Source organism: Nocardioides sp. GY 10113 (genome assembly GCF_004919105.1).
GTDB lineage: Bacteria > Actinomycetota > Actinomycetes > Propionibacteriales > Nocardioidaceae > Nocardioides.
This window is the reverse complement of sequence record NZ_STGK01000002.1, coordinates 178,778-203,181: the sequence shown is the minus strand read 5'-3', so window position 1 is coordinate 203,181 and position 24,404 is coordinate 178,778. Positions and strand designations below refer to the sequence as shown.

Genomic DNA, 24,404 nt, shown 5'->3' with positions numbered 1-24,404 from the left:
TCGCGCAGCGCCACGCGCCCGGAGCCGTGGATGCCGGCCTATCACCTCCGGCTCGTTATCCTCGGTGCGTGACGAACTCCGCCCGCTCCCTTCGTGCCCGCGGCGCCGCCCTGGTGGCGGCGCTGGCCCTGCTCGGGCTGGCGGGCTGCGACGCGAGCGCCGGCATCGGCGCCCTGGGGCCGGGCGACGAACCGTCCGTCGCCGAGACCTCGGCGGCGCCGGCCGCCCCAGTCGTGCGCACCAACATCGCGCGGGGCGCCACCGACGTCCCGGTCTCGACCCTGGTCACCGTCGGCGCCAAGCGGGGAAGCCTGACCAAGGTCACGGCCGGCTACGCCGACGGTGAGCTCCCCGGCAGCCTGTCGCAGGACGGGACGACGTGGACGGCCGAGGACCGCCTCGAGCCGGGCCAGACCTACACGGTCACCGCGGTCGCCCGTGGCGCCGAGGGCACGCGGACGCGACGCACCACCTCGTTCACCACGCAGGCGCTGACCCTGGACCAGCAGACCTACCCCTCGGTCGCGCCGCTGGACGGGGAGACGGTGGGCGTGGGCATGCCCGTCATCGTCACCTTCGACGTCGCGGTCACCGACCGCGCCTCCATCGAGCAGCACCTCTCCGTCACGTCCACGCCGGCCCAGGCCGGCAGTTGGCACTGGATCAGCGACAACGAGGTGCACTGGCGCCCCAGGACGTACTGGCAGGCGGGCACCCAGGTCCACGTCGAGGCCGACGTCAACGGCGTGGACGCCGGCGGCGGCATCTACGGCCAGGAGGACCGGGTGGTCGACTTCACCGTCGGCGACGCCCACGTCTACAAGGTCGATGCCCGGACCCACCAGATGAAGGTCTTCTCCAACGGCGACCTGCTGCGCACCATCCCGATCACCACCGGCAAGGCCGGCTTCACCACCCGCTCCGGCACGAAGGTGATCATCGAGAAGTTCGCCGAGAAGCGGATGAACTCCGAGACCGTCGGCATCCCCGCCGACAGCGCGGAGGCCTACGACATCGACGACGTGAAGTGGGCGATGCGGCTCACCTACTCCGGCGAGTTCATCCACGCCGCGCCCTGGTCGGTCGGGTCGCAGGGCTACGCCAACGTGTCGCACGGCTGCACCGGCATGAGCACCGAGAACGCCGGCTGGCTCTACGCGATGAGCCGCCGCGGCGATGTCGTCGAGTACACCGGCACCGACCGCCCGATGGAGCCGACGAACGGCTACGGCGACTGGAACATCGACTACCGCGACTACAAGGCGGACTCCGCACTCTGAGCGGCGGGGGATGGCCCGCGAGGGTCTCCTCCCATCGCGCCCGCACGGCTCCAGCACGGCCGTTCTGAGGCCCTGCAGCCCTGCGTGGGTGACACCCACCTCGACGAGTCCCTCCCGGGCGTGTGGTGGGGGAGTGCGGCCGGCTAAGACACCGACCGCGTGAGATGGCGGTCGGCGCCGGGTGGCGCAGCGGGCGGCAGCCGGCGGCGGTCGCGCGCGGCGGCACCGGGCCAGCGCCACCAGGAGCCCGGCATTCGGGGCACGCCACCAGGCCCGATCGGCGCCGGGGGCACGCCACCAGGCCCGATCGGCGCCGGGGGCACGCCACCAGGCCCGATCGGCGCCGGGAGCGCGGCGCCAGGCCCGACCGGCGCCGGGAGCGCGGCACCAGGCCCGATCGGCGCCGGGAGCGCGGCACCAGGCCCGATCGGCGCCGGGCGCGCGGCACTAAGGGGCGTGATCATCCTGGCTGCTGCCGCCCGTCGACGGGCGCACTGAAACGACGAAGCGGGCCCGCCCCCCCCGAGGGGAGCGGGCCCGCTTCGTCGTGCCGGAGCCGTGAGGCTCAGTGCTCGGCCGGACCGTGCCGGTTCGGCCCGGCGGCGATCTGCGACTCGAGCTCGTGCAGCTCGTGCTCGGCGTGGTGCTGCGCGTCGTGCAGCTCCTCGGCGGACGGCTTCTGCTGGTTGTCGGCGAAGTACAGCTTCTGCAGCCGGTTGCGCAGGCGGGCCTTGCGACCCTCGCGACCGGTCAGCGTCTCGTCGACCTCCTCGACCTCCGGGTCGCGGTCACGAGCCGTGAGCGTGTAGGCCTTGGCCTCCGGAAGCGGCAGGTGCTTCTCGGCGTACCCGCCATCGGGGGAGCGGACCAGCACACCGGACTCGTAGCCGTGCAGCAGCTTCTCGTTGTCGTGACGCTGCAGCGAGATGCACCAGCGACGCGTGATGAAGAAGGCGATCACCGGGCCGATGAAGACCGCGGCCCTCATGAAGTAGGTGATCTGGTTGATGCTCAGGTGGAACTTGATCGCGATGATGTCGTTGCCGCCCGCGGCCCAGGAGAGGCCGTAGAAGGTCATCAGCGCCACCAGCACCGCGGTGCGGGTCGGAGCGTTCCGCGGCCGCTGCAGGAGGTGGTGCTCCCGCTTGTCGCCGGTCACCCAGGACTCGATGAACGGCAGCAGCATCAGGATGATCAGCAGCAGCGGCGGCGCCACCAGGATCGGCAGCATGATGTTCCACGACACGGTGAAGCCCCACAGGTGGGTCTCCCACGCCGGGATGATCCGCAGCAGGCCGTCGGGCCAGCCCATGTACCAGTCGGGCTGCGAGCCGGCGGTCACCTTGGACGGGTCGTAGGGACCGAGCTTCCACACGTTGTTGATCGAGAACAGGCCACCCATCAGGGCGGTCACGCCGAACACGATGAAGAAGAAGCCACCGGCCTTGGCGGCGTAGACGGGGAGCATCGGGTAGCCGACGACGTTCTCCTGCGTCCGGCCGGGACCAGGCCACTGGGTGTGCTTGTGGTACACGAGCAGCAGCATGTGGGCAGCGATCAGCGCCAGCAGCAGGCCCGGGATGAGCAGGATGTGCATGACGTAGAAGCGCGGGATGATCGAGTCACCCGGGAACTCGCCGCCGAAGAGGAAGAACGACATGTAGGTGCCGACCACCGGGGTCGCCTTCATGAAGCCGTCCGCGGCCCGGACGCCGGTGCCCGAGAGCAGGTCGTCGGGGAGCGAGTAGCCGGTGAAGCCCTCGATGGTGCCGAGCAGCAGCAGCAGGCAGCCGATCAGCCAGTTGACCTCGCGCGGCTTGCGGAACGCGCCGGTGAGGTAGACCCGCATCAGGTGGATCATCATCGAGGCGATGAAGATCATCGCCGCCCAGTGGTGCATCTGCCGCATGAGCAGACCACCGCGGACGTCGAACGAGATGTCCAGCGTCGAGGCGAACGCCGCCGACATGTGGACCCCGCGCAGCGGGTCGTAGGTGCCGTTGTACTGCACCTCGGCCATGCTCGGGTCGAACCACAGCGTCAGGAAGACGCCGCTGAGCAGCAGGACGACGAAGCTCCACAGAGCCACCTCGCCGAGCATGAACGACCAGTGGTCGGGGAAGACCTTGCGCAGGTTCTTCTTCATCGCCGAGCCGAGGCCCAGACGCTCGTCGGCCCAGTTGGCGACGACGCCGGCCCGCTGGCTGCTCTTGCCGGGCATCGCCGGCTCGGTGCCGTTGGTCGCGGCGACCTTGCTCATGTCACCAGCGGTCATAGTAGTCACGCTCCCAGTAGCTCGGGCCGACCGGCTCGTCGAAGTCGCTCTGCGCGACCAGGTATCCCTCGTCGTCCACGGCCAGCGGCAGCTGGGGCAGCGGACGTCCGGCGGGGCCGAACACGACCTTGCCGGAGTCGGCGAGGTCGAAGGTGGACTGGTGGCAGGGGCAGAGCAGGTGGTGCGTCGTCCGCTCGTTCAGCGAGATCGGGCAGCCCACGTGGGTGCAGATCTTGGAGTACGCCACGATGCCGTTGACCGACCAGTTCTCCCGGCTGCTGCCGTCGGCGGCCTTGCCGGGCTTGATGTCGGCCGGGTCCATCCGGAGCAGGATCAGGGAGGACTTGGCCTTCTCGACCTGGAGGTTGACGCCCTCGACGTCGGCCTCGTCCATGCCGTAGCGCTCCGGGTTCCAGAACACGTCGGGCTGGGCGTTGACCAGGTCGCCGATCTCCAGGTCGGAGGCGAGGATCGGGGTGCCGATCGCGTCGCGGGAGACCCGCATCAGCGGGACCTTCCTGCCGTCGACCGTCTTGCCGCCCTGGCCCCAGATCGTGTGCTCGAGCTTGTCGCCCGGCAGCGGGCCGAGGTCGCGCAGCATCACCACGGCGGGCAGGCCCAGCAGGCCCACGGCGCCCAGCAGCGAGTTGCGGACCAGCGGCCGGCGGCCGATGCCCGACTCGGCGAGACCGGCGTTGAGCGCCTCCAGGGACGCCTCGCGGTCCTCGTCGGAGGACCGGGCCGGGTGGCGCATCTCGACCAGCTCGACGTCCGCCATGAGCTTGCGGGCCCAGTGGATGATGCCGACGCCGATGCACATCAGCGCCAGGCCGAGCGAGAAGCCCAGCGCCATCGTCGAGGCGCCGAAGCCCGCGATGATCGTCCAGTCGTCCTCGATGTCGAGGGTGAAATACGCGACCAGGAAGAGGATCGTGAACGCGGCGGACGCGGCGAAGAAGCCGGCCACCTGTCGCTCGGCCCGCTTCTCGGCCTTCTCGTCGACGTCCGTGGGACGCCACTGGTGCTCCGGGAGACCCGGATCCGCGATCGGCTCCGCCACCGCCAGTTCGGCGCCGGTGGCGTCCGCGTGGGTGTCGTGTACGTCGGTCACGCCTGCGCCTCGTCCTTCTTCTTGCTCGAGCGTGTGGTGTGGGCGGCGATCCAGACCGCGAACGCGACCGGGATGCCGAGGCCGACGAGCCAGGCGGTGATGCCCTCGCTCACCGGGCCGAGGCTGCCGAAGCTGAATCCACCGAACCCGGGCTGCTCGTCCAGGGTCTCGAGGTAGGCGATGACGGCCTTCTTGTCCTCCGGCGGGATGTTGCCGTCGGAGAAGGTGTCCATCGACTGCGGGCCGGTCAGCATGGCCTCGTAGATGTGCTTGGAGTCGACGCCGCGGATCTTCGGGGCGTAGCCACCGCGGGGCATGGCGCCGCCGGAGCCCTCGAAGTTGTGGCAGGCGGTGCAGTTGGCCAGGAAGATCTGGCCGCCGCGGACGACGAGCTCGTTGAGCTCGTCCTCGCTCAGGCCCTCGGTCGAGTACAGCTCCTCGTCGGGGATCGCCGGGCCGGTGCCGAGCGAGCCGACGAACGCGGAGAGCGCCTCGATCTCCTGGTCGGAGTAGACGACCTCCTTGCGGGGGGCCTGGACGCCGGGCTGGGCCATCGGCATCCGGCCGGTGCCGACCTGGAAGTCGACGGCGGCGGCGCCCACGTCGGTCAGGGCCGGGCCGTACTGGCTGCCGCCCTGGGTGAGCACACCCTCTCCGTTCTGGCCGTGGCAGAACGCGCAGCCGATCAGGAAGAGCTCGCGGCCCTCCTGGATGAGCTGCTCGTCCGCGGCGACCGGGCTGGAGTCGGCCTGCGCCGGCGAGAAGGCGGCGTAGAGGCCGCCCATCGTCAGCAGGCCGAGGAGCAGCACCATCAGTCCGGCGATCGGGCCACGGCGATGCCGTGACAGGCGACCGGCGGAGCGGTTCAGAAGACGCACGTTCAGTCCTTGCGTGTCCGTGTCGGGGCGGGGCGGAAGAGGGTCGTCACTTGACGAGGTAGATGGTGGCGAACAGGCCGATCCAGACGACGTCGACGAAGTGCCAGTAGTACGACACGACGATGGCGCTGACGGCCTGCTCGTGGGTGAAGCGGCGCGCGATGTAGGTGCGGCCGAGGACGAAGAGGAAGGCGATCAGACCGCCGGTCACGTGGAGACCGTGGAACCCGGTGGTGAGGTAGAACATCGTCCCGTACGCGTCGTGCGGGATGGTCACGCCCTCGTGGATGAGCTCGGTGTACTCCAGCGCCTGGCCGCCGATGAAGACCGCGCCCATGACGTAGGTGAGGATGAACCACTCGCGCAGGCCCCACTTGCCGACCTGCAGGAGCGAGCCGCTGCGACCGACCTGGCCGCGCTCCGCGGCGAAGACGCCCAGCTGGCAGGTCAGCGAGGACAGCACCAGGATCGTGGTGTTGGCCAGGGCGAACGGGACGTTCAGGAGCGCGGTGTTCGCCGCCCACATGTCCTCGCTCACCGAGCGGATCGTGAAGTACGACGCGAAGAGCGCCGCGAAGAACATCAGCTCGCTCGACAGCCAGATGATGGTGCCGACCGCGACCATGCTCGGTCGGTCGTGCTGGCCGTAGAGCCGCGATGCGGGAAGAGAAGCCGTTGCTGAGGTCGCCACGTGCCTCATTATGGCGGTACACGCGACCGGCGGCACCCCACCCCCCTCCAAACGTGGCCTGAGAGCAACCTGTGGGACGCCTGAACGAGGCCCCCACGCGTGGAAAAGTCCCAGGTCGTGCTGATTGTCACGGTTCCGCCGGAGGCCCGGGACAAGTAGCATCCGGCGCGTGTCCTCCCCGAAGCCGCTGAAGGTGCTCGTCTACAGCGACGACGTGCACACCCGTGAGCAGGTCATCCTGGCGCTGGGCCGTCGCCCGCATCCCGACCTCCCCGAGGTCGAGTACGTCGAGGTGGCGACCGAGCCGGTCGTGATCGCGAACATGGATGCCGGTGGCCTGGCGCTGGCCATCCTGGACGGCGAGGCCGTGCCCGCCGGCGGCATGGGCATCGCCAAGCAGCTCAAGGACGAGATCGCTGACTGCCCGCCGATCCTGGTGCTCACCGGCCGCCCGCAGGACGCCTGGTTGGCGACGTGGTCTCGCGCCGACGCCGCCGTCCCGCACCCGCTCGACCCGATTCGTCTGGCCGAGGCCGTCGCGGCGCTGCTCAGCGACCGCGTGCCCGCGTGAGCGGCGCCGACCTGGCGCCGGTGACCTGGGCGGACGTGCTCGCCACGCTCGTGGCCGGCGCGGACCTCGGCGCCGAGCAGGCGACCTGGGCGATGGGCGAGATCCTCGCGGGAGCCGCCACCGAGGCGCAGATCGCCGGCTTCGCGGTCGGGCTGCGCGCCAAGGGCGAGTCGATCGAGGAGCTCACCGGCATCGTCGAGGCGATGCACGCGGCGGGGCACGCGATCACCGTGCCCGGGCGCTTGCTCGATGTCGTCGGCACCGGCGGTGACCGCTCGTTCTCGGTCAACATCTCGACGATGGCCGCGATCGTCGCGGCCGGCGCCGGCGCGACCGTCGTGAAGCACGGCAACCGTTCCGCCTCCTCGAAGTCCGGCTCCGCGGACGTGCTCGAGCAGCTGGGCGTCCGCCTCGACCTCGCGCCCCGCCGGGTCGGCGAGGTCGCCACCGAGGCCGGGATCACGTTCTGCTTCGCGGCTGCCTTCCACCCCGCGATGCGCCACGCGGCGACCGTTCGCCGCGAGCTCGGGATCGGGACGACCTTCAACTTCCTCGGCCCGCTCTCCAACCCGGCCGCCCCCCAGGCGCAGGCGATCGGCTGCGCCGACGCGCGGATGGCGCCGGTGATGGCGGGCGTCTTCGCTCGACGCGGCGTCGACGCCTGGGTGTTCCGGGGCGACGACGGGCTGGACGAGCTGACCACCACGACGACCTCACGGGTCTGGGTCGCCCACGGCGGCCAGGTGACGACCGCCGTGGTCGACCCCGCCGACCTGGGGATCGCACCGGCCACCCCGGAGGACCTGCGCGGCGGCGACGCCGCCCACAACGCCGAGGTGGTGCGTCGGGTCCTGGCCGGCGAGTCGGGGCCCGTGCGGGACGCGGTGCTGCTCAACGCGGGCGCCGCGCTGGCCGTCTACGACGAGCCCGGCGCTCCGGTGACCGACGCGTTGGGCCGCGGCCTGGAGCGCGCGGCGAAGGCCGTCGACTCCGGCGCTGCGGCCTCCGCGCTCGAGCGATGGGTCGCTGCGGCCGGCGGCGCCTGAGGGGCGGCTGAGGGCCGGCTGAGGCACGGCGAAGGCCGTGTGTCGGGCCGTGCCGGGGCGGTGCTGGGCTCGGCGGGCGTCAGCCCGCGTCGGTGCGCAGGAGCAGCACCGTCCGCTCCGTCTCCTGGGCCGGCGCCCAGCCCGCCCGGCGCAGCGCGTCCGAGAGCGGGCTGTCGGAGGGGAGGAGCGCCACGTCGGCGCCGAGGCGGCGTACCGTCGCGTCCCAGCCGGGCTCGACCCGGACCATCGCGTCCAGCGCGTCGAGCTCGGCGTCGGCGTAGAGGTCGCCGTAGCCGTGCACCGGGATCTCGAGGCCAGGATTGGTCCACAGCAGGGCGCTGCCGAGCCCCCTGTCGGTGAGCACGGCGGTGTGCGGTGCGAGCCCGACCAGCCGCTGCTGGAACGGGTCGACGTCGGCGGTGATGCCGGGGGCGGTCGCGCTGCCCGACACGGTGCCGGCGGCGATCACGGTGAGCGCCGCGGCCGTGAGGCAGCCGCGCTCGAGCCTGTTCACCGGTGCGCGACGGCGCCCGGTCGCCCGGTTGATGGCTGCTGCCGCCACGGGCGTCAGCACCACCACGGCCAGCGGGATCGTGCGCTGGGAGTAGAGCGCGAGCCCGCAGCCGGTGACCAGCAGCACCAGGTCGAACGGCGCCAGGCCACGTTGCCGGGCCACCAGTGCGATCGTCAGCAGCACCAGCGCGGTGATCGGCCACATCTCGGGTGAGGCGTAGTCGGGCGCGCCCCACTCGCCGAAGTGCGGGGCCCGGGAGGTCGCCGCCCACAGTGCCGCGGCGACCCGTGGGCCGACCGGCGTCGCCAGGGCGGCGAGCGCCATGCCCGCCGGCACCGCGAGCAGTGCCGCGCGCCGGCGCCGGTCGGGACGGGTCTGGGCGATCGTGCCGATCGCGGCCGCGAGGCTGATCAGGACCCCCACCGCCCACATTCCGTGGCACTGAGCCCAGAGCCACCCGAGGGGGATCAGCCACCAGGGCACGGTGCGGAGCCGCGCCGCGCGCTGCCACCCGGCGACGACGGCCACGGTGAGCAGGAAGCTGATCATCTGCGGACGCATCGTCAGCCAGGGCTGGAGCCCGATGGCGGCGACGGCCGTGAGCAGCAGCGCGGTCAGGGAGCCGGCGCGGGAGCGCGCGAGCAGGTAGACGCCGGACAGCAGGGCGGCGCAGAGCCCCAGGAACAGCGCACCGAAGGCGGCGTCCCCCAGGTGCTGGTGGGTCCACGTCATCGCCACCTGGCTGAGCCACTGGGTCGGGATCCAGGATGCGGACTGGCCGGGACCGACGTGCCCGGGGGAGCGGATCTCCCACGCGCCGAGGAACTCGGCGCCGAACCGGAGGTGGAAGTAGGTGTCCCAGCTGCCGAAGGCCGACATCCGGATGCCGACCAGGACGGCGACGAGGACGCCTCCGAGCAGGAAGGGGGCGACCCGGGCGAGCAGCGGGAACCTGGCGCCGGGCGCAGTGACGGGCCCCGGCGTGGGCGCTGTCGCGCTCTCGGTCGCGGCGGACGCGTCCACCGGTGCTCAGTCGAGACCGAGGGAGAAGGCCGACTCCAGGTCGTGCCGCGAGTAGGCCCGGTAGGCGATGTGGGTCTCGGTGTCCACCACGCCGGAGACCTTGTTGAGCTGGTCGGAGACCACGACGGCGATGTCCTCGTGCCGGCGCACCCGGACGAGCGCGATCAGGTCGATCTGGCCGGTCACGGAGTAGACCTCGCTCACGCCCTCGAGCGCCGCGATCGCCTCCGCCACCTCGGGGATCCGGGCGGTCTCGGCTTTCACGAACACGATGGCGGTGATCATGGCGACACTCTATGAGGTCGCGTCGCGATCCGGCCGGGAGCGCGCCGCATTGCACCGCGCTCTCCGCGGGGCGTTCCGCGGGCGGACCGGTCAGGACCTCCCGGTCGCGGCAGCGGGGTCGCGGCCGAGCGCCGGTGCCGCCCACCGCTCGAGGTGGCGACCAGCGCCGGTGACCGGGCAGGTCCAGGCGCCCTCGACCTCGACCAGCCGGACGCCCGGGCGCTCGAGCCACGCCAGGATCCGCTCGGACTCCTCGGCGGTCGCCGGCGGCTTCGTCCCCGACGGCACCGTCTCGGCGCTCGCCCGCAGGTCCTCGACGTAGCGGGTGGCGTCCATGCCGCTGGGAATCACGCCGGCCGCGGCGAGGCGTCCGTGGCGGACCACGTGGACCGCCCAGCGTCCGTCGTCCTCGCGCCGGGCGGCGACGATCTCGGGGCACTCGACCAGGGGTCCGAGGCGCTGGGTCCGCGCCGCGGCGCGGACGAACGCGGCGAGTCGGTCGCGGTGTGCTGCCGCCTCCTCGAAGCGCTCCTCGGCGGCGAGGGCGCTCAGCTTGTGCTCGATCGCCTCCACCACCTGCTCGGGACGGGCCACGAGAGCGTCGCGGACCTGGCGCACGACGGCCCCGTAGGTCAGCTCGTCGACACTGCCGTCGCAGGGGGAGAGGCAGCGGCCGAGCTCGGCCAGGGCGCAGGGGGAGCGATGGGTGGTGCGCCCCAGGCGGTCGGTGCACTGTCGGAGCGGGAAGACCTCGTGGAGCGCGGCCAGGCTGGCCTCGGCGGCACTGCGGGAGGAGAACGGACCGAGGTAGTCGGCCTGGTCGTCGGCGACCCGACGCACCACCGAGAGTCGGGGCCACGCCTCCCGGGTGAGCTTGAGGTAGCTCACCTTCTCCGGATGGCGCGATCGGCGGTTGTAGGGCGGCTTGTGCTCGGCGATCAGCCGCAGCTCGCGGACCTCGGCCTCCAACGGCGTGGCGCAGGTGAGCCCGGTGACGGCCTCGGCGATCCGGACCATCTCTCCGATCCGCGTCCGGGTCTCGGAGGCGGTGAAGTAGGAGCGGACGCGCTTGCGCAGGTCCTTCGAGGTGCCGACGTAGAGCACCCGGTCGCCGGAGTCCTTGAACAGGTAGACGCCGGGGGCGTGGGGCAGGTGGTCGGCCAGGTGACGCTTGCGCCGCTGCGGCGCGGCGACCTTGGCGGAGTAGGACTGGAGGTCCTCGAGGGTGTGCACGCCGAGGCCTCCGAGGCGGCCGATCAGCCCGTGCAGCACGTCGACCGTGGCCCGGGCGTCGGCCAGGGCCCGGTGGTTCGGCGTGGTCGTGGCGCCGAAGACACGCGCGAGCGAGGAGAGCTTGTGGTCGCGCGACTCCTCGCGGCTGACGACGTGGCGCGCGAGCTTCACGGTGTCGAGCACCTCGAAGTCGGGCCAGACCAGTTCCTGGTCGGCGGCGAAGTGGCGCAGGAAGCCGACGTCGAACCGCGCGTTGTGGGCGACCAGCACGCTGCCGGCCGCGAACTCGAGGAACGCCGGCAGCGCGCTGTCGATGCGCGGCGCGTCCGCGACCATCGCGGTCGTGATCCCGGTCAGCACCGCGATGAACGGCGGGATCGGCTGATGGGGGTTGACCAGCGTCTGGAACTCGCCGAGCACCTCGCCGCCGCGGACCTTCACGGCGCCGATCTCGGTGATCCGGTCGCCGTCGCGCACCGAGCCGCCGGTCGTCTCCAGGTCGACCACGCAGAAGGTCACCCCGTGCAGTGGGCGCCCGAGGTCGTCGAACCCGCGCTGGGCCTCCCACCTGGTGGGACGGACGAGCTCGGGTGCCTCGGTGGTCATGGCGCCAACCTAGGCCGCGCGCACGACACAACCCCGGGGCCCCTAGACTGCGCGCATGCCTGAACTTCCCGACGAGTCGCACCGGTGGCGCTGCGGGGGCTGCGGCAACCTGACGCGCTTCGACGTCACCCGCACCCGCCGTACGGCCGAGTTCTGGCACCTCGACCTGCCGGGGGAGCCGAAGGTCGAGGAGGCGGAGGTGCTCGCCGAGACGGTGGAGAGCGTTCGGTGCCGCTGGTGCGGTCGCGACGACGCCATCGAGCTGGTCGCCCGCGCCGACGCCTGACCTCCGGCCCCCGAGTCGCCGGGGCAGCCCCCGCCGTTGTGTCGGAGGGGGCGCGCAGCCTGTGTCCATGACCAAGATCGACTGCGACACGTGTGTGGTGCGAGGCCTGGCTTGTCACGACTGCGTCGTGACCGTGCTGCTGGGCCCTCCGCCCGAGCTGACCATCGACGACGACGAGCTGCGCGCGCTCGACGTCCTGGCCGACTCGGGCCTGGTGCCGCCCTTGCGCCTGGTGCGCCCGGTCGCCGGTCCCGAGGTCGAGTCGGCCTGAGTCCGGGTGGAGCACACCCGCGAGTGTGAGATGCGTCTCACAATGGAGTGACCCAATTTGCTGCGTCGTCTTGGGCGAGCGCCGTGGCGCTGGCTATTGTGCGGTCTCAGGTGTTCGTGGAAGTGGGTCAACCGACCCGCGCGGGCACCGCGCTGAGTCCGGGCCGCCAGCGGTCCGGAGCCGGGGAACCACACCACCTCTGGGGTGAGTCCCGCACGAGAGCGCCACGGTGAGAACCAGGGCGTGGAGTGCGGGTAGGGCAAGTCGTGCCCGAATCCGTCAGCTCACCCGGTAGGCGTACGACACGAAGGGGACCGCCAGCTCGTGCTGAACGGCCGCAACCGCATCACCGCAGCGATCGCCGCTCTCGCGGTGTCCGGATCCGTCGGCATCGCCGTCGCCGGCACGCAGACCTCGGCGCAGGCTGACCCCGACATCGAGACCGTCCGCGACCGCGTCGAGACGCTCCTGCACCAGGCCGAGCAGGCCTCGGAGCGCTACAACGACGCGAAGATCGAGCTCGACGAGCTCAACGCCGAGCTGGGCTCCCTCAAGGCCGACCAGAAGCGTCAGGGCTCCGTGCTCGCGGGTGTCCGCAGCGACGTGCGCGAGGCGATGATCTCCCAGTACCAGGGCCAGACCCTCGGTGCCGCCGGTGAGCTGTTGGAGTCCGACTCCGAGGGCTTCCTGACCCAGCTCTCCACCCTGTCGACGGTCAACGACCTCCAGGACTCGCTGCTCTCCCAGTACGGCGACGAGCTCAAGGCCTACAACATCCGGCGCGACCAGACCGCTGACCGGCGCGACCGGATCAAGTCGATCGAGCAGCAGCTGAAGGACGAGAAGGCGACCGCCGACTCCAAGCTCGCCGACGCCGAGGACCTTCTCGACGAGCTCGAGGAGGAGGAGCGTCAGGCCGTCCTCTCCCGCGACGCCGAGCGCACGGTGCCGACCACCACCACCGCCGTTCCCGCCTCCGGCCGATCCGGATCGGCCCTCTCCTACGCCATGGGCCAGGTGGGCAAGGCCTACGTCTACGGCGCCGCCGGCCCGAGCGCCTTCGACTGCTCGGGCCTGACGATGATGGCCTGGGCGCAGGCCGGCGTCTCGCTGCCGCACTCCTCCAGCGCCCAGTTCAGCTCCGGAGCCCGCGTCTCCGAGAGCCAGCTCCGGCCCGGCGACCTCGTTTTCTACTACAGCCCGATCAGCCATGTCGGCATCTACATCGGCAACGGCATGATCGTGCACGCGGCCAACCCGGGAGCCGGCGTCACGACCTCGCCGCTGCACTCGATGCCGTACGTGGGTGCGGTCCGCCCGGGCTGAGTCCCGGGACCGGCCTCGCGGTCGGCCCGCGTCCGTCGCCGCGCGACCGGTAGGCGAGAATCGTCGGGTGCAGGCCCCTTCGCCGCGACCCCGGCTCCGCTCGGCGCTCGGCGGTGCGCTGGTGGTCGCCCTGATGGCGACCGGGTGCTCCGAGCCGTACGTCGCGCCGCGGCCCTCGGCACCGGCGACGACCCGCGACGAGTCCGCGGCCGCGTCGACGCTGGTCGCCCTCGAGCGTGCGCTGAGCGCGGGCGACGCCGACGGTGCGGGCTCCCTCGCGGCCGACGACCGGGTGCGACGACAGCTGGCCGCGGCCGCGACCAACGTGCGGCGGGTGCGACTGGTCGACATACGGCTGCGCTACCTCGCCAGCACCGGCGCGCAGCGTGGTGACGGCGAGTGGACCGCATCGGCGGAGCTGAGCTGGCGCTACGCCGGGTACGACGACGGCGTCGCACGGCGCGAGGTCGAGGTGGCGTTCACGGCGGACGGTGAGAGCGTCGCGCGCCTCGGCGGTGGCGGGGCCGCCACCCCCATCTGGGCCGCCGGACCCGTCGCCGTCGCGCGGGGACCGCGCTACCTGGTGGTCTCCCGGGGCGGTGCCGCCCGCACCGAGCGGCTCGCGCGCCTGGCCCGCGCCGCGGTGGACTCGGTCGGCGCGACCCTCGGCGGCGCGCCGAGCGTCGTGCTCGAGGCGCCGCGGAGCGCCGCTGAGCTGCACCGCGCGCTGGCGGCCGGCGCGCACCAGTACGACGCGGTGGCCGCCGTCACCGCGCCGGTCGACGGGTCGGTCGCCGACGACGCACCGGTCCACGTCCTGATCAACCCGGGGGAGTTCGATCCGCTCGACCGGGTCGCCGCACAGGTCGTGGTCACCCACGAGACGGTGCACGCCGTGACGCGCGCACCGCTGGCCGTCGGGGCACCGCTGTGGCTGGTGGAGGGCTTCGCCGACTACGTGGCGCTGCGCGAGGTCGACCTTCCGACCACTCGGACCGCGGGACAGATCAGCGCCCAGGCGCGGCGCAACGGGGTCCCGGATCGGCTGCCGGAGCAGGCCGCCTTCAACACCTCCGCCGAGCACCTCGGGGCGCAGTACGAGGCCGCGTGGCTCGCCTGCGTGGTGATCGCCGACCGCGCCGGCGAGGCCGCCCTGATCGCGCTCTACGACGACGTGCTGACCGGTGCCGACCTCGACGCCGCCCTGCGCCGCCGGGCCGGGTGGACCGTCGAGGAGCTCACGAGGGAGTGGCGGGCCCGGATCGCCACCGTGGCGGGCCTGTCACAGTAGGTCCGTGCAGACCGACGACTCCCTTGCCGCCGACGGCGACGTGACGGACAGGGGCGGCTCCGCCGACCGCGTGGCGATCAGGGTCGCGGCGGCGTCTCTCGCCGTCGGCGTGGCCGTCCTCGTCGGGCTCGCGGCCTGGTTGGTGCCCTGGTCCCCGGTCCCGGGCGGCGCGCCGGACCCGGCCGCGGCGGAGTCGCTGTTCAGCGCCGCGCAGATCCAGCGTGCCGAGGAGTTCGCGACCTGGGCGCGGGTCTGGAGCTGGAGCACGCTGGCGATCTCGCTGGCGCTCGTCGGGTGGCTCGGCTTCAGCCGGACCGGGCGCCGGTGGGCGGCCGCCGTCCCGGGGCCGTGGTGGAGTCGAGCGGTGATCCTGGTGGCGCTCGTCTCCCTGGCGGTCCGCCTGGTCACGCTGCCGACGCGGATCGGCTATCGCCGGCTGCTGCTGCACGAAGGGCTCGCCACCTCGTCGTGGGCCGGGTGGGCCAGGGACCAGGCGGTGTCCCTGCTGCTCTCGATCGTGGTGACCGCGGTGGCGCTCGTGCTGGCGACCGCCTGTGCGCGCCGTTGGCGGCGTTCCTGGCCGGCCGTGGTGGCCGGCGGGGCTGCGACGGCGGTGCTGCTGGGCTCCTACGTCTACCCGGTGCTGGTGGAGCCGCTCTTCAACTCCTTCGAGCCGCTCCCGCAGGGGCAGCTGCGCTCGGAGATCCTGGACCTGGCGGACCGCGAGCAGGTCGGGGTGGACGACGTCCTGGTCTCCGACGCCTCCCGGCGCACGAGCACCCTGAACGCCTACGTGTCCGGCTTCGGCAGCACGCGGCGCGTGGTGCTCTACGACAACCTGGTGCGCGACCTGCCGGAGGACGAGGCGTTGGCCGTGGTCGCCCACGAGCTCGCGCACGCGAAGTACGACGACGTGCTCGTCGGAACGCTGCTCGGGATGGCGGGAGCGGTGGCCGCCTCGGGGCTGATGGCGCTGGTGCTGCTGCGGACACGGCGCCGCGGCGCGACGCCGCGGCGAGAGGGCGCGGCGCGATCGCGAGAAGGATCGGCATGGCTGCGCGACGGCACGGTGGTGCCGGTGGTGCTCGCGCTGCTCGCCTTCGGCGGCCTGCTGGCGTCGCCGCTGGAGAACGGGATCAGCCGGCGGGTGGAGACCCGCGCGGACGTGGTGGCCCTGGAGACAACGGGAAGGGCCAGCTCCTTCGTCGCGTTGCAGAAGGAGCTGGCCCTCACGAGCCTGGCGGATCCGACTCCGCCCAGGCTCTCCCAGTGGTGGTTCGGTTCGCACCCGACGGTGCTGCAGCGGGTGGCGCTGGCGTCACGTGTGCCGTGACGACGGCTTCCCCGGCGTCGCCGCGGTGGCCGGGATCGAGACTCAGCCGGCCGCGCTGCTGAGCTTGCTGGCCGAATTGGTGAAGATCTTGTCCAACCCGCCGCCGAGCGCCGTCGCGCCGGCGATCAGCGCGAGCGCGATGAGCGCGACCAGGAGGCCGTACTCGACGGCGGAAGCTCCGCGCTCGGTGCGCACGAAGCGCGAGATGAGAAGTGCGTGAAGGTACTGCACCATTGGTGACTCCTAGAGTGATCGTTGTCCCCGGGGGGTGATCGTTCCCCGACGCCTACCACTCTGCTGCAAGCGACCCTCTCGGCGAATCGGGAGTTCGTCTCCGGATTCCTAGTCCGTTGTGACTAAGGAGGCCGGGCCGGGGTCCGCGACGCGAGGGTCGTCGCCGCGCGGGACGAGGCGCGTCAGCGGGCGGAGGGCTGGACCGTGGAGAGCAGGCCGATCCGCATCGCGGTGACCAGTGCCTGCGCGCGGTTCGCGGCGCCCAGCTTCTGGTAGATCCGCGCGATGTGCGACTTGGTGGAGGACTCCGACAGGTAGAGGTGCTGCCCGATCGCGGCGGCGTTGAGCCCCTCCGCGAGCAGCAGCAGCACCTCGTGCTCACGCTCGGTCAGCGCGGTCGACTCGGCGGACTGACGGCGGATCATCGCGCCGACGAGCCCGGCGCAGACGAAGGCGCGAGGGGAGACGGCGGCGTGCCGCGTCGCCTTGATCACCTCGGTGGCGGGGGCGTCCTTGCCGACGAAGCCGGACGCGCCGGCCTGCATGGCCGCGAAGATCTGCTCGTCGCCCGAGTGCATGGTGAGCACCACGAGGCCGAGGGTGTCGCTGGCCGCGCGCAGGGTGCGGACCACGTCGAGCCCGGTGCCGTCCTGGAGCTGGAGATCGGTGACCACCACGTCGGGCCGGAGCTCGTGGGCGGCGGCGATGCCCTCGGCGACCGTGGCGACGGTGGCGACGACCTCCATGTCCGGCTCGAGGTCGAGGACGACGCCCAGTCCGTTGCGGATCAGCTCGTGGTCGTCGATGAGCAGTACCTTGGTCGGTCGGTCGCTCATCCGTGGTGTCCCCCTGTGCTCAGCGTCATCCGGCGGTGACGGGCTGCGGCCGCAGCGTCACGGAGACCGTCAGGCCCCTGCTGGCATTGTCCCGGACGCTGAGGTCAGCGCCGATTAATTTCGCCCGCTCGCGCATGATCGTCAGCCCGTGCGAGTCGGTCCGACCCGTCTGCAGGCCGACCCCGTCGTCGGTCACCGTGATCCGGGCGTGCGGGGGAGAGACGTGGCACAGCACGTCGATGCGGTTCGCCCGGGAGTGCTTCACGGCGTTGTTGATCGCCTCCTGGGTGATGCGGAACAGCTCGGCCTCGACCTCCGGGCGCAGCCGCGCGGGCTGCTCGTCCAGCCGGACCTGGATCGCGATGCCGGAGGCCTCGGAGAGGTGCCGCGCGACTCCGCTGATCGCGGCGCCCAGGCTCTCGTTCTCGCCGATGCTGGTGCGCAGGTTGGTGACCGACTGCCGTACCTCGGCGACCACCTTGGTCACCCGGTCGCGCAGTGCGTTGAGCTGGGTCGCCTGGGTGTCGTCGGCGGGGCGCGCCGCGAGCGCGTCGACGATGTAGCCGATGGAGGCGATGTCCTGGGCTACGCCGTCGTGCATCTCGCGCGCCAGCCGCTTGCGCTCGTCGGCGGTCGCGGCGTCCCGGAACTGGGTGAACAGCAGAGCGGTGTCGAGGCGCACGGCTGCCGGGGCGAGGCCCGCGCGCACCTTGTCCAGGCTGTTCTGGTCCTGCCCGATCTCGGTGTCCTCGGTGAGCAGTGCGGCGAGCACTGCGTGGTCGCCGATGGGGAACGCGAAGCCGGCCGGGGAGATCACCGTCCGGGAGAGGAGCCGTGCCTGGCGGGCCAGCTCCTCGCAGGCGGCGGAGTCCTCCGGGGTGGCACTGGGGCTCGCCGCCACCGGCGTGAGGTCCTCGCCGCGCGGCACGTAGAGGAAGCGCGCTCGCGTCGGCACGAGGTCGCCGAGGTCGGCCAGCAGGCCGCCGCCGAGCGCCCCGGTGTCGAGTCCGGAGCTCAGGTTGCCCGACAGCCCGATGAGCTGACGGATCAGGTGCTGGGCGTCGCGGTAGGGCCGCAGCGGGTCCGGCAGGCCGGGCTCACCGGCGACGGTGGCGCCCGCGACCAGGCTGAGCCCGATGCCGGCGGCGACCCAGGTGAAGATGGCCACGCCCTGGTCGGGCGTGATGGTGTGCCACCACAGGGCACCGAGCGCGACGACGGTGACGACCTCGACCAGGGCGGTGCGGGCCATCGCCTGCAGTCCGTGCGACATCGTGGCGCACAGGGGCGGCACGAGCAGCGCCGCCAGCACGGCCGGCGACGACTCCATGCCGAGGGCGCACAGCGCGCCGACGGCGGCGGCCTCGGTGGTCGGACCGAGCGCCAGGCGCGGTCTGCCCACGGCCTGCGCCAGCACCTGGTAGAGCCACATGATGCCGAGGCCCGCGATCGCCGGGAGCGCGTCGGAGTGCGGCGCGCCGACCACCTGGGCGCTGATCGCCAGGAGCGTGAAGAGGCGCGACGCCGCGATGACGACGGACGTCTGGTGGGTCGGCATGTGGCTAGAGGTCCAGGGTCCGGTACATCTCGATGGCGGCAGGTCCGATGACCACGATCAGGAGGCACGGCAGGATGCACAGCACCAGCGGCACCATCATCTTCACAGGCACCTGACGGGCCTTCGCCTCAGCATACTGACGCCGCTTGAGGCGCATCTCGCCGGCCTGGCTTCGCAGCACGGAGGCCACCGAGACGCCGAACGCATCCGCCTGGACCATCGCGCTGACGAACGACTTCAGCTCCGGCAGGTCGGTGCGCTCGCCCAGTCGACGCAGCGCCTCCGCGCGCCCGCGCCCCAGCTGCATCTCGCGCAGCAGCCGCGCGAGCTCCTCGGCGAACGGGCCCGTGGTGTTGGTGGCGACCTGCTGCAGCGCGGCGTCGAAGCCCAGGCCGGCTTCGACGCTGATCGCCAACAGGTCGACGGCGTCGGCCAGGGTGCCGCGGATCGCGGCACTCCGCTCGTAGCCGAGGTGGTAGACGTACATGTCGGCGGCGAAGAACCCGACGGCCACCGCCGCGGCCGCGGCCACGGCCGTGGTGGTCAGGCCGAAGCCGAGCAGCGTGCAGTAGGCGAGCGCGAGTGGCGGCAGCGCGGTGGCGCCGACGACCTTGAACGCCAGGATGTGGTCGACGCCCCAGTCGTGCGGGTTGCCGGCCACGTCGAGCCGGCGCTGGAGGCGGTCGGCCTTGTCGGCTCCGGTGATCCGGCGACCGATCCGGCTCGCGCGCTCGTGGACCGGCGCCACGACCCGCTCCACGAACGGGCGCTCGGCCTCCCGGCGGAGCGACTCGGCGTTCGGCGACGTGCGCTCCAGCGCGTCGAGGGCGCGAGTGACGGGGTCGACGCGGCGCGGCAGCACGATCGCGCCGAGGGACAGGACCACGGCCACGCCGAGGAGCGTCGCGGCGGCCATCATCATCGTCATCAGACCTCCACCCGGACCATGCGACGCATCCAGAACGTCCCGACCATCAGCCACACCGCCGCGCCGAGGAGAACCACGATGCCGATCGGGTCGGTCCACATCGTCGCGATGTAGTCACGCTGGGCGAAGCACTGGAAGAGGAAGAAACCGACGGGCAGCCCGACCAGGACGTAGGCCGAGTAGCGGCCCTCCGCGGCCAGGGCGTGCACCTGCCTGCGGAGGTACTCGCGCTCCCGCATCGTCTCGGCCACGGTGGTGAGCAGCTCGCTGAGGTTGCCGCCGACCTGGCGCTGGATCCGGATCGCCATCACCACCCAGGCGAAGTCCCGGCTCTCGAACCGCTGCGCGACGCCGTCGAAGGCGTCCTCGAGGCTGATGCCGATCCGGTTCTCCATCAGCACCCGCTGGAACTCCGACGCGATGGGCTCGGGGCCCTCGCGCACGATGGTGTCCACGGCCTGAGCCAGGGAGAGCCCGGCCGAGAGCGCGCTGGCCATCAGCTGCAGGGTCTCGGGCAGCGCGGCCTGGAAGGCCTTGCCGCGGCGACCCGCGCGCATCCGCATGAGGGCCGTCGGCAGCACGGCTCCGGCCACGACGAAGAGCAGGACCGGGGCGACGGCCCCCCGTCCGACCAGCAGGCCCAGCGCGAGTGCGGCCACCACCGAGCCCGCGTTGATCAGCAGCCACTCCGTGCTCTGCAGCTCGCTGCCCGCGGCCTTCAGCCGCCGGGTGATCCGGTCCTCGAGCTTCGGGTTGCGCCGGAGCAGCCCGGCGGCGGCGGCGTGCGCCCGCCCGGTCGCGGGACCGCCCTCGGCCCCCACCGCCGACGCGGTGGAGTACGCCGAGATGCGGTCCTCCACGGTCAGCGTGGTCGCCCGCCGGGGAACGAGCAGGACCGCCGTCGCGATCGCGCCGAGACCGAGGATCCCGGTGCCCGCGAGGAGCATCCAGTCGTGCGCCCCGGAGGCGGGGGCGACGAGGTCGGTCACCGACGCGGAGGCGGGTGCGGCCAGGCCGAGCCCGAGGAGCGCGCCGAGCCAGCCGGTGAGGCCCGCGGCGAGGACGAGGCGCCGCATCAGAAGGGATCCGCCGCGAACAGGGCGGGGTCCACGCTGACGTTGGCCGCCGCCAGCTTGTCGAGGAACTTCGGTCGCAGGTTGGTGGAGCGGAGCCGCCCGAGCGAGCGCCCCGACTCGTCGTACCCCGCGCTGCTGTCGAAGCGGAAGATGTCCTGGAGGGTGATGATCTCGCCCTCCATCCGCTCGACCTCGGTGATGTGCGTGATGCGCCGGGTGCCGTCCTTGAACCGGGCCTGGTGGACGATCAGGTCGACGGCGGAGGCCATCTGCTCCCGGATCACCCGGACCGGCAGGTCCATGCCGGCCATCAGCACCATCGTCTCCATCCGGGAGAGCGTGTCGCGGGGGCCGTTGGAGTGCAGGGTGCAGATGGAGCCGTCGTGGCCGGTGTTCATCGCCTGCAGCATGTCCAGCGCGGAGGCGTCACGGACCTCGCCGACGATCACCCGGTCGGGGCGCATCCGCAGGCTGTTGCGGACCAGGTCGCGGATGGTCACCGCGCCCTTGCCCTCGATGTTGGACGGCCGCGCCTCCAGCCGCACCACGTGGCCCTGGGAGAGCTGCAGCTCGGCGGCATCCTCGATCGTGACGATCCGCTCGTCGGGCGGGATGAAGGAGGAGAGCACGTTCAGCGTCGTGGTCTTGCCGGCCCCGGTGCCCCCCGAGACCACGATGTTCAGCCGGCCCCGCACGCAGGCGTGCAGGAAGTCGGCGGCCTCGGGGCTCAACGCCCCCGTGGCGAGCAGGTCGTGGACGGTGAGCGCGTCGGCGGAGAACTTGCGGATCGTGAGGGCCGAGCCGTCGAGCGCCAGCGGCGGCACGACGGCGTTGACGCGACTGCCGTCGGGGAGGCGGGCGTCGACCATGGGGCTCGACTCGTCGATGCGGCGGCCGACCCGGGAGACGATCTTGTCGATCGTGCGCCGCAGGTGCGCCTCGTCGGCGAACCGGGCCTCGGCCTTGACCAGCCGACCGCGCCGTTCGAGCCACACGTCGTCGTGGCCGTTGACCATGACCTCGGAGACCTCCGGGTCGCGGAGGTAGGGGTCGATCGGTCCGTAGCCGAGGATGTCGTCGGTGATCTCGCTGGTCAGGCGGGCCCGGTCGGCGTTGCTGAGCGGCTGGTCCTGGGCGGCGAGGACGCTGCCGAGGACGCTCCGCACCCGGCTGTCCAGCTCGGACTGGTCCAGGTCCTGGTCGTAGAGCTGCGCCCCGAGCTGCGCGAGCAGCGTGGCGTGGACGCTGGCCTTCAGCTCCTCGATCCGGTCCGGCTCCTGGCCGGCGAGGGCGCGCAGCTGCGCCGGTCGGTTCTCGCTGCCGCCGTGCGCCGCCGCGGCGGTGCGCGAGGAGAGCGGACCGGGCGCCGGGGCGACCGGCCCGGGCGACGGGGCCATGCGGGAGGACAGCGGCCCCGCCGTGCTGGACGGCGGGGTCTGCGGCTGTGCCGGGCGCGCGGCCGGTGTGGCCGGTGTGACTGCCACGGCGGACCGCGCTGCCACGGTCGGCGCTGCCACGGCCGGCGCTGCCGCGGCCGGCGGTGCGGCCGGTGCGGTCGGTGCGGTCGGCGCGGCCGAGCCACCGACCGTTGCGGTCGCTGCCGCGTGCGAGGGGCGGGTGGCGGTCGGCGCGGCGTCGCCGCCGCTCGGGCTCGGGTCCGACGGCGTGTCCGCGTGCTTGCCGGCGACGCTGCGGCGCGCCGCCTCGAGGCGCTCGGAGAGGGTCGACATCAGTTCCTCCCGCGGCGGAACAGGCTGCGCGACCGCGCGTCCCCGCCGCCGACGCCGACGCCGACGCCGGTCAACGGCTCTCCGATCAGGCTCGTGGCGAGGTTCAGGTAGGCCTGGCTGGCCTGGTGCTGCGGCTTCTGGGCCACGATCGGGGTGCCGGCGTTCGTCGCCGCGGCGACGTCGACGGCCGTGGCGATCTGTGCGCTGACCGGCATGTCCAGGATCGACTCGACCTTCTCGACGGTGATGCCGACCGCGTCGTCGGCGCGGTTCAGCAGCAGGTGTCGGTGGCCGCGGGCGATGCTGAGCATGTCCATCGTCTCCAGCGCCACCTTGACGTTCTTCAGGGTCGGCACGTCGAGCGTGGCGACGATGACGCACTCGTCGGTCTCGTCCAGCGCCGTCAGCGTGGCGTCGTCGAAGGACGGTGAGGTGTCGACCACCACGAAGTCGAAGCCGTCGCGCAGCGTGCGCAGGATGCGCGCGATGAGGAGCGGTGAGATCCGCTCCCGGACGTCGGGGTGCGCCGGTGCGGCGAGCACCGCGAGTCCGCTCGGGTGCGGCGTGAGCAGGCCCTCCAGCATGGACAGGTCGACGGAGTTCTCGGAGCCGATCGCCTGCTCGATGGAGTTGCTGGGGAACATCTGCATGGTGATCGCGACGTCGCCGAACGCGAGGTCGAGGTCCACCAGGCAGACCTTGCGGGCCCCGTCGTCGGCGAGGGTCAGGGCCAGGTTGACCGACGAGGTGGTCTTGCCGACCCCGCCCTTGGGCGAGAAGACGGTGACGATCTTGCCGCGCTCGGCGTCGTCGGTGATCCCGCGCAGCGCGCGGTGCAGCTGGTGGGCTCGCTCGATGGCGCCGGCGAGGACGGCGTGGTCCTCGGTGGTCACCACGTCGCGGACGCCGGCCTGCATCGACCGGGTGAGGACCGTGGTGTCGACGGTCTGGCGGACCAGGACCACGCTCACCGCGGGGCGGGTGATCCGGAGCAGCTCGGCGACCGAGAAGGCGACCTCCAGGCCGACGGACGGGCCGAGGACCACGCCGTACTCGTCCGTGCGCTGGTCGAGCCAGGCGAGCATGCCGTCGACGGTGGCGACGACGTGGGATCCGGCGGGCAGCGCCCGTTGGAGCTGGGGAACGACGGCCGAGTCGGCCTCGACGATGACGGGCATCTGTGACTCCTCAGTCGAAGAGGTTGGCGTCGTCGACGCCCTCGTCGGGCTCGGTCTTGCTGCCGTCGTTGAGCAGCGCGACGGAGAGGCTGCCGATCGACTCGGCGTACCGCACCTTCTCCGCCTCCCGCTGCGAGACCGCGACGGTCAGCAGCGAGTGCAGCCCGTCGCGGGCCTCGGGGGTCTCGCCGCCCTCGTTCGGCACCGTGGTCGCGGTGCCGAAGGCCAGCACCGTCACCCGGTCCAACAGCAGCCGGGTGGAGAGCGCGGGCCGGGTCAGGAAGACCGTCACCTCGGCGCCGGGTCGGATGAAGTCGCCCACGCGGGCGGCGTCCTCGACGGCGATCGAGATGGCGAGCTTGCCGTCCGGGATCGGCAGGCTGGCGGCGGCCTCGACCTCGTCGGCGCCGCCGAACTTCAGCGGGATCAGCTGCTCGCCGGGGTAGACGGTGGTGAGCGCCACCGTGCCGCTGAGACCGTCCGCCGACGAGCTCGCGTCGGCGAGCACCTGGCCCTGGGCGACCTCCGAGAGGACGACCTTGCCGGCCTCCAGCGCGTCGTCGAGGCTCTCGCCCGGCAGGATCCTCTCCGCCGCCGTGAGCACCTCGACGGTGTCGTACTTCTCCGCAGCCCGCGCGTCGGCGCCCTGCGCGTACACGAAGACCAGCGACACGCCGCACGCGGCAACCACCGCAGCGACTATCAACAGCAACCTTCGACGGTCCATCAGAGCCCTCCCCGCTCCCCATGACCGCACGGGCGTGACGCCCGCGCTGCCCCCCTTGCACCCATCAGAAAGGGTGTGAATGCGCCGCCCCTCCCGGCGACGCACGGCGAGGCTAAC

At 72.4% G+C, this 24,404-nt stretch carries 23 protein-coding genes and 1 riboswitch; of the genes, 8 read left to right on the top strand and 15 right to left on the bottom strand.

Features of this window, described 5'->3' with window-relative positions; genetic code table 11:
• Positions 1-68: 68 nt before the first annotated feature.
• Positions 69-1,280, top strand: a complete 1,212-nt coding sequence (locus tag E8D34_RS03240; protein ID WP_206056530.1) for an Ig-like domain-containing protein — start codon at positions 69-71, stop codon at positions 1,278-1,280.
• A gap of 565 nt (positions 1,281-1,845) precedes the next feature.
• On the opposite strand, the gene E8D34_RS03235 is transcribed toward E8D34_RS03240, so the two are convergent.
• The 4 genes from E8D34_RS03235 to E8D34_RS03220 are packed head-to-tail and all read right to left on the bottom strand — an operon-like array spanning position 1,846 to position 6,244.
• Positions 1,846-3,501: a ubiquinol-cytochrome c reductase cytochrome b subunit gene (locus E8D34_RS03235; protein ID WP_240771094.1), complete on the bottom strand. Its 1,656-nt coding sequence runs from the start codon at positions 3,499-3,501 to the stop codon at positions 1,846-1,848.
• A 40-nt stretch (positions 3,502-3,541) separates the two neighbouring features.
• On the bottom strand, positions 3,542-4,666 hold the full coding sequence (locus tag E8D34_RS03230) for a Rieske 2Fe-2S domain-containing protein (RefSeq protein WP_136593147.1): 1,125 nt from the start codon (positions 4,664-4,666) through the stop codon (positions 3,542-3,544).
• Positions 4,663-5,544 (bottom strand): cytochrome c, encoded by an 882-nt coding sequence (locus tag E8D34_RS03225; RefSeq protein WP_136593146.1) that lies wholly within the window; start codon positions 5,542-5,544, stop codon positions 4,663-4,665. The genes E8D34_RS03230 and E8D34_RS03225 overlap by 4 nt, the downstream gene beginning before the upstream one ends.
• A 46-nt stretch (positions 5,545-5,590) precedes the next feature.
• A complete protein-coding gene (locus E8D34_RS03220) occupies positions 5,591-6,244 on the bottom strand; it encodes a heme-copper oxidase subunit III (protein ID WP_136593145.1) in 654 nt (217 codons plus the stop codon).
• A gap of 160 nt (positions 6,245-6,404) precedes the next feature.
• Between E8D34_RS03220 and E8D34_RS03215 the strand changes: the two genes are divergently transcribed.
• Positions 6,405-6,806 (top strand): hypothetical protein, encoded by a 402-nt coding sequence (locus E8D34_RS03215; RefSeq protein ID WP_206056529.1) that lies wholly within the window; start codon positions 6,405-6,407, stop codon positions 6,804-6,806.
• On the top strand, positions 6,803-7,852 hold the full coding sequence (gene trpD / locus E8D34_RS03210) for an anthranilate phosphoribosyltransferase (RefSeq protein ID WP_240771065.1): 1,050 nt from the start codon (positions 6,803-6,805) through the stop codon (positions 7,850-7,852). Before E8D34_RS03215 ends, trpD begins: the two co-directional genes overlap by 4 nt.
• Before the next feature lie 79 nt (positions 7,853-7,931).
• On the opposite strand, the gene E8D34_RS03205 is transcribed toward trpD, so the two are convergent.
• From E8D34_RS03205 to E8D34_RS03195, 3 genes are all read right to left on the bottom strand, one after another.
• A complete protein-coding gene (locus E8D34_RS03205; protein ID WP_136593144.1) occupies positions 7,932-9,389 on the bottom strand; it encodes a hypothetical protein in 1,458 nt (485 codons plus the stop codon).
• A gap of 6 nt (positions 9,390-9,395) precedes the next feature.
• Positions 9,396-9,674 carry an Lrp/AsnC ligand binding domain-containing protein gene (locus tag E8D34_RS03200; RefSeq protein WP_136593143.1) on the bottom strand — a complete coding sequence of 93 codons (279 nt, stop codon included), beginning with the start codon at positions 9,672-9,674 and terminating at the stop codon, positions 9,396-9,398.
• Between the two features lie 90 nt (positions 9,675-9,764).
• Positions 9,765-11,513, bottom strand: coding sequence for a DEDD exonuclease domain-containing protein (locus tag E8D34_RS03195; RefSeq protein ID WP_136593142.1), 1,749 nt, complete (start codon positions 11,511-11,513; stop codon positions 9,765-9,767).
• 55 nt (positions 11,514-11,568) lie between these two features.
• Here E8D34_RS03195 and E8D34_RS03190 point away from each other — a divergent pair, with 55 nt between their 5' ends.
• The 5 genes from E8D34_RS03190 (at position 11,569) to E8D34_RS03170 (ending at position 16,020) form a co-directional block, all read left to right on the top strand.
• The gene (locus E8D34_RS03190; protein WP_136593141.1) at positions 11,569-11,799 is read left to right on the top strand and encodes a hypothetical protein; all 231 of its coding nucleotides are present in this window, start codon (positions 11,569-11,571) and stop codon (positions 11,797-11,799) included.
• A gap of 67 nt (positions 11,800-11,866) precedes the next feature.
• Complete coding sequence (locus E8D34_RS03185; RefSeq protein ID WP_136593140.1) at positions 11,867-12,070, top strand: hypothetical protein; 204 nt, start codon at positions 11,867-11,869, stop codon at positions 12,068-12,070.
• Between the two features lie 150 nt (positions 12,071-12,220).
• A riboswitch (cyclic di-AMP (ydaO/yuaA leader) is annotated at positions 12,221-12,370 on the top strand.
• 24 nt (positions 12,371-12,394) lie between these two features.
• Complete coding sequence (locus E8D34_RS03180; protein ID WP_240771064.1) at positions 12,395-13,396, top strand: C40 family peptidase; 1,002 nt, start codon at positions 12,395-12,397, stop codon at positions 13,394-13,396.
• A 67-nt stretch (positions 13,397-13,463) separates the two neighbouring features.
• Positions 13,464-14,687 (top strand): hypothetical protein, encoded by a 1,224-nt coding sequence (locus E8D34_RS03175; RefSeq protein ID WP_136593139.1) that lies wholly within the window; start codon positions 13,464-13,466, stop codon positions 14,685-14,687.
• Positions 14,688-14,691: 4 nt separating this feature from the next.
• Entirely contained in the window at positions 14,692-16,020 is a 1,329-nt protein-coding gene (locus E8D34_RS03170) for a M48 family metallopeptidase (protein ID WP_240771063.1), read from the top strand.
• A 42-nt stretch (positions 16,021-16,062) separates the two neighbouring features.
• Here the strand turns inward: E8D34_RS03170 and E8D34_RS03165 are convergent, their stop codons facing one another.
• The 8 genes from E8D34_RS03165 to cpaB all read right to left on the bottom strand — a co-directional run bounded on the left by E8D34_RS03165 (position 16,063) and on the right by cpaB (position 24,287).
• Complete coding sequence (locus tag E8D34_RS03165; RefSeq protein WP_136593138.1) at positions 16,063-16,254, bottom strand: Flp family type IVb pilin; 192 nt, start codon at positions 16,252-16,254, stop codon at positions 16,063-16,065.
• Positions 16,255-16,436: 182 nt separating this feature from the next.
• Complete coding sequence (locus tag E8D34_RS03160; protein ID WP_136593137.1) at positions 16,437-17,090, bottom strand: response regulator transcription factor; 654 nt, start codon at positions 17,088-17,090, stop codon at positions 16,437-16,439.
• Between the two features lie 25 nt (positions 17,091-17,115).
• Positions 17,116-18,648 carry a sensor histidine kinase gene (locus E8D34_RS03155; protein ID WP_136593136.1) on the bottom strand — a complete coding sequence of 511 codons (1,533 nt, stop codon included), beginning with the start codon at positions 18,646-18,648 and terminating at the stop codon, positions 17,116-17,118.
• A 4-nt stretch (positions 18,649-18,652) separates the two neighbouring features.
• Positions 18,653-19,576, bottom strand: a complete 924-nt coding sequence (locus E8D34_RS03150; RefSeq protein WP_136593135.1) for a type II secretion system F family protein — start codon at positions 19,574-19,576, stop codon at positions 18,653-18,655.
• Positions 19,576-20,652 (bottom strand): type II secretion system F family protein, encoded by a 1,077-nt coding sequence (locus tag E8D34_RS03145; protein WP_136593134.1) that lies wholly within the window; start codon positions 20,650-20,652, stop codon positions 19,576-19,578. Before E8D34_RS03145 ends, E8D34_RS03150 begins: the two co-directional genes overlap by 1 nt.
• A complete protein-coding gene (locus E8D34_RS03140) occupies positions 20,652-22,382 on the bottom strand; it encodes a CpaF family protein (protein ID WP_136593133.1) in 1,731 nt (576 codons plus the stop codon). Before E8D34_RS03140 ends, E8D34_RS03145 begins: the two co-directional genes overlap by 1 nt.
• Positions 22,382-23,560, bottom strand: a complete 1,179-nt coding sequence (locus E8D34_RS03135) for an AAA family ATPase (RefSeq protein ID WP_136593132.1) — start codon at positions 23,558-23,560, stop codon at positions 22,382-22,384. Before E8D34_RS03135 ends, E8D34_RS03140 begins: the two co-directional genes overlap by 1 nt.
• 10 nt (positions 23,561-23,570) lie before the next feature.
• Positions 23,571-24,287, bottom strand: a complete 717-nt coding sequence (gene cpaB, locus E8D34_RS03130; RefSeq protein WP_136593131.1) for a Flp pilus assembly protein CpaB — start codon at positions 24,285-24,287, stop codon at positions 23,571-23,573.
• Positions 24,288-24,404: the final 117 nt, after the last annotated feature.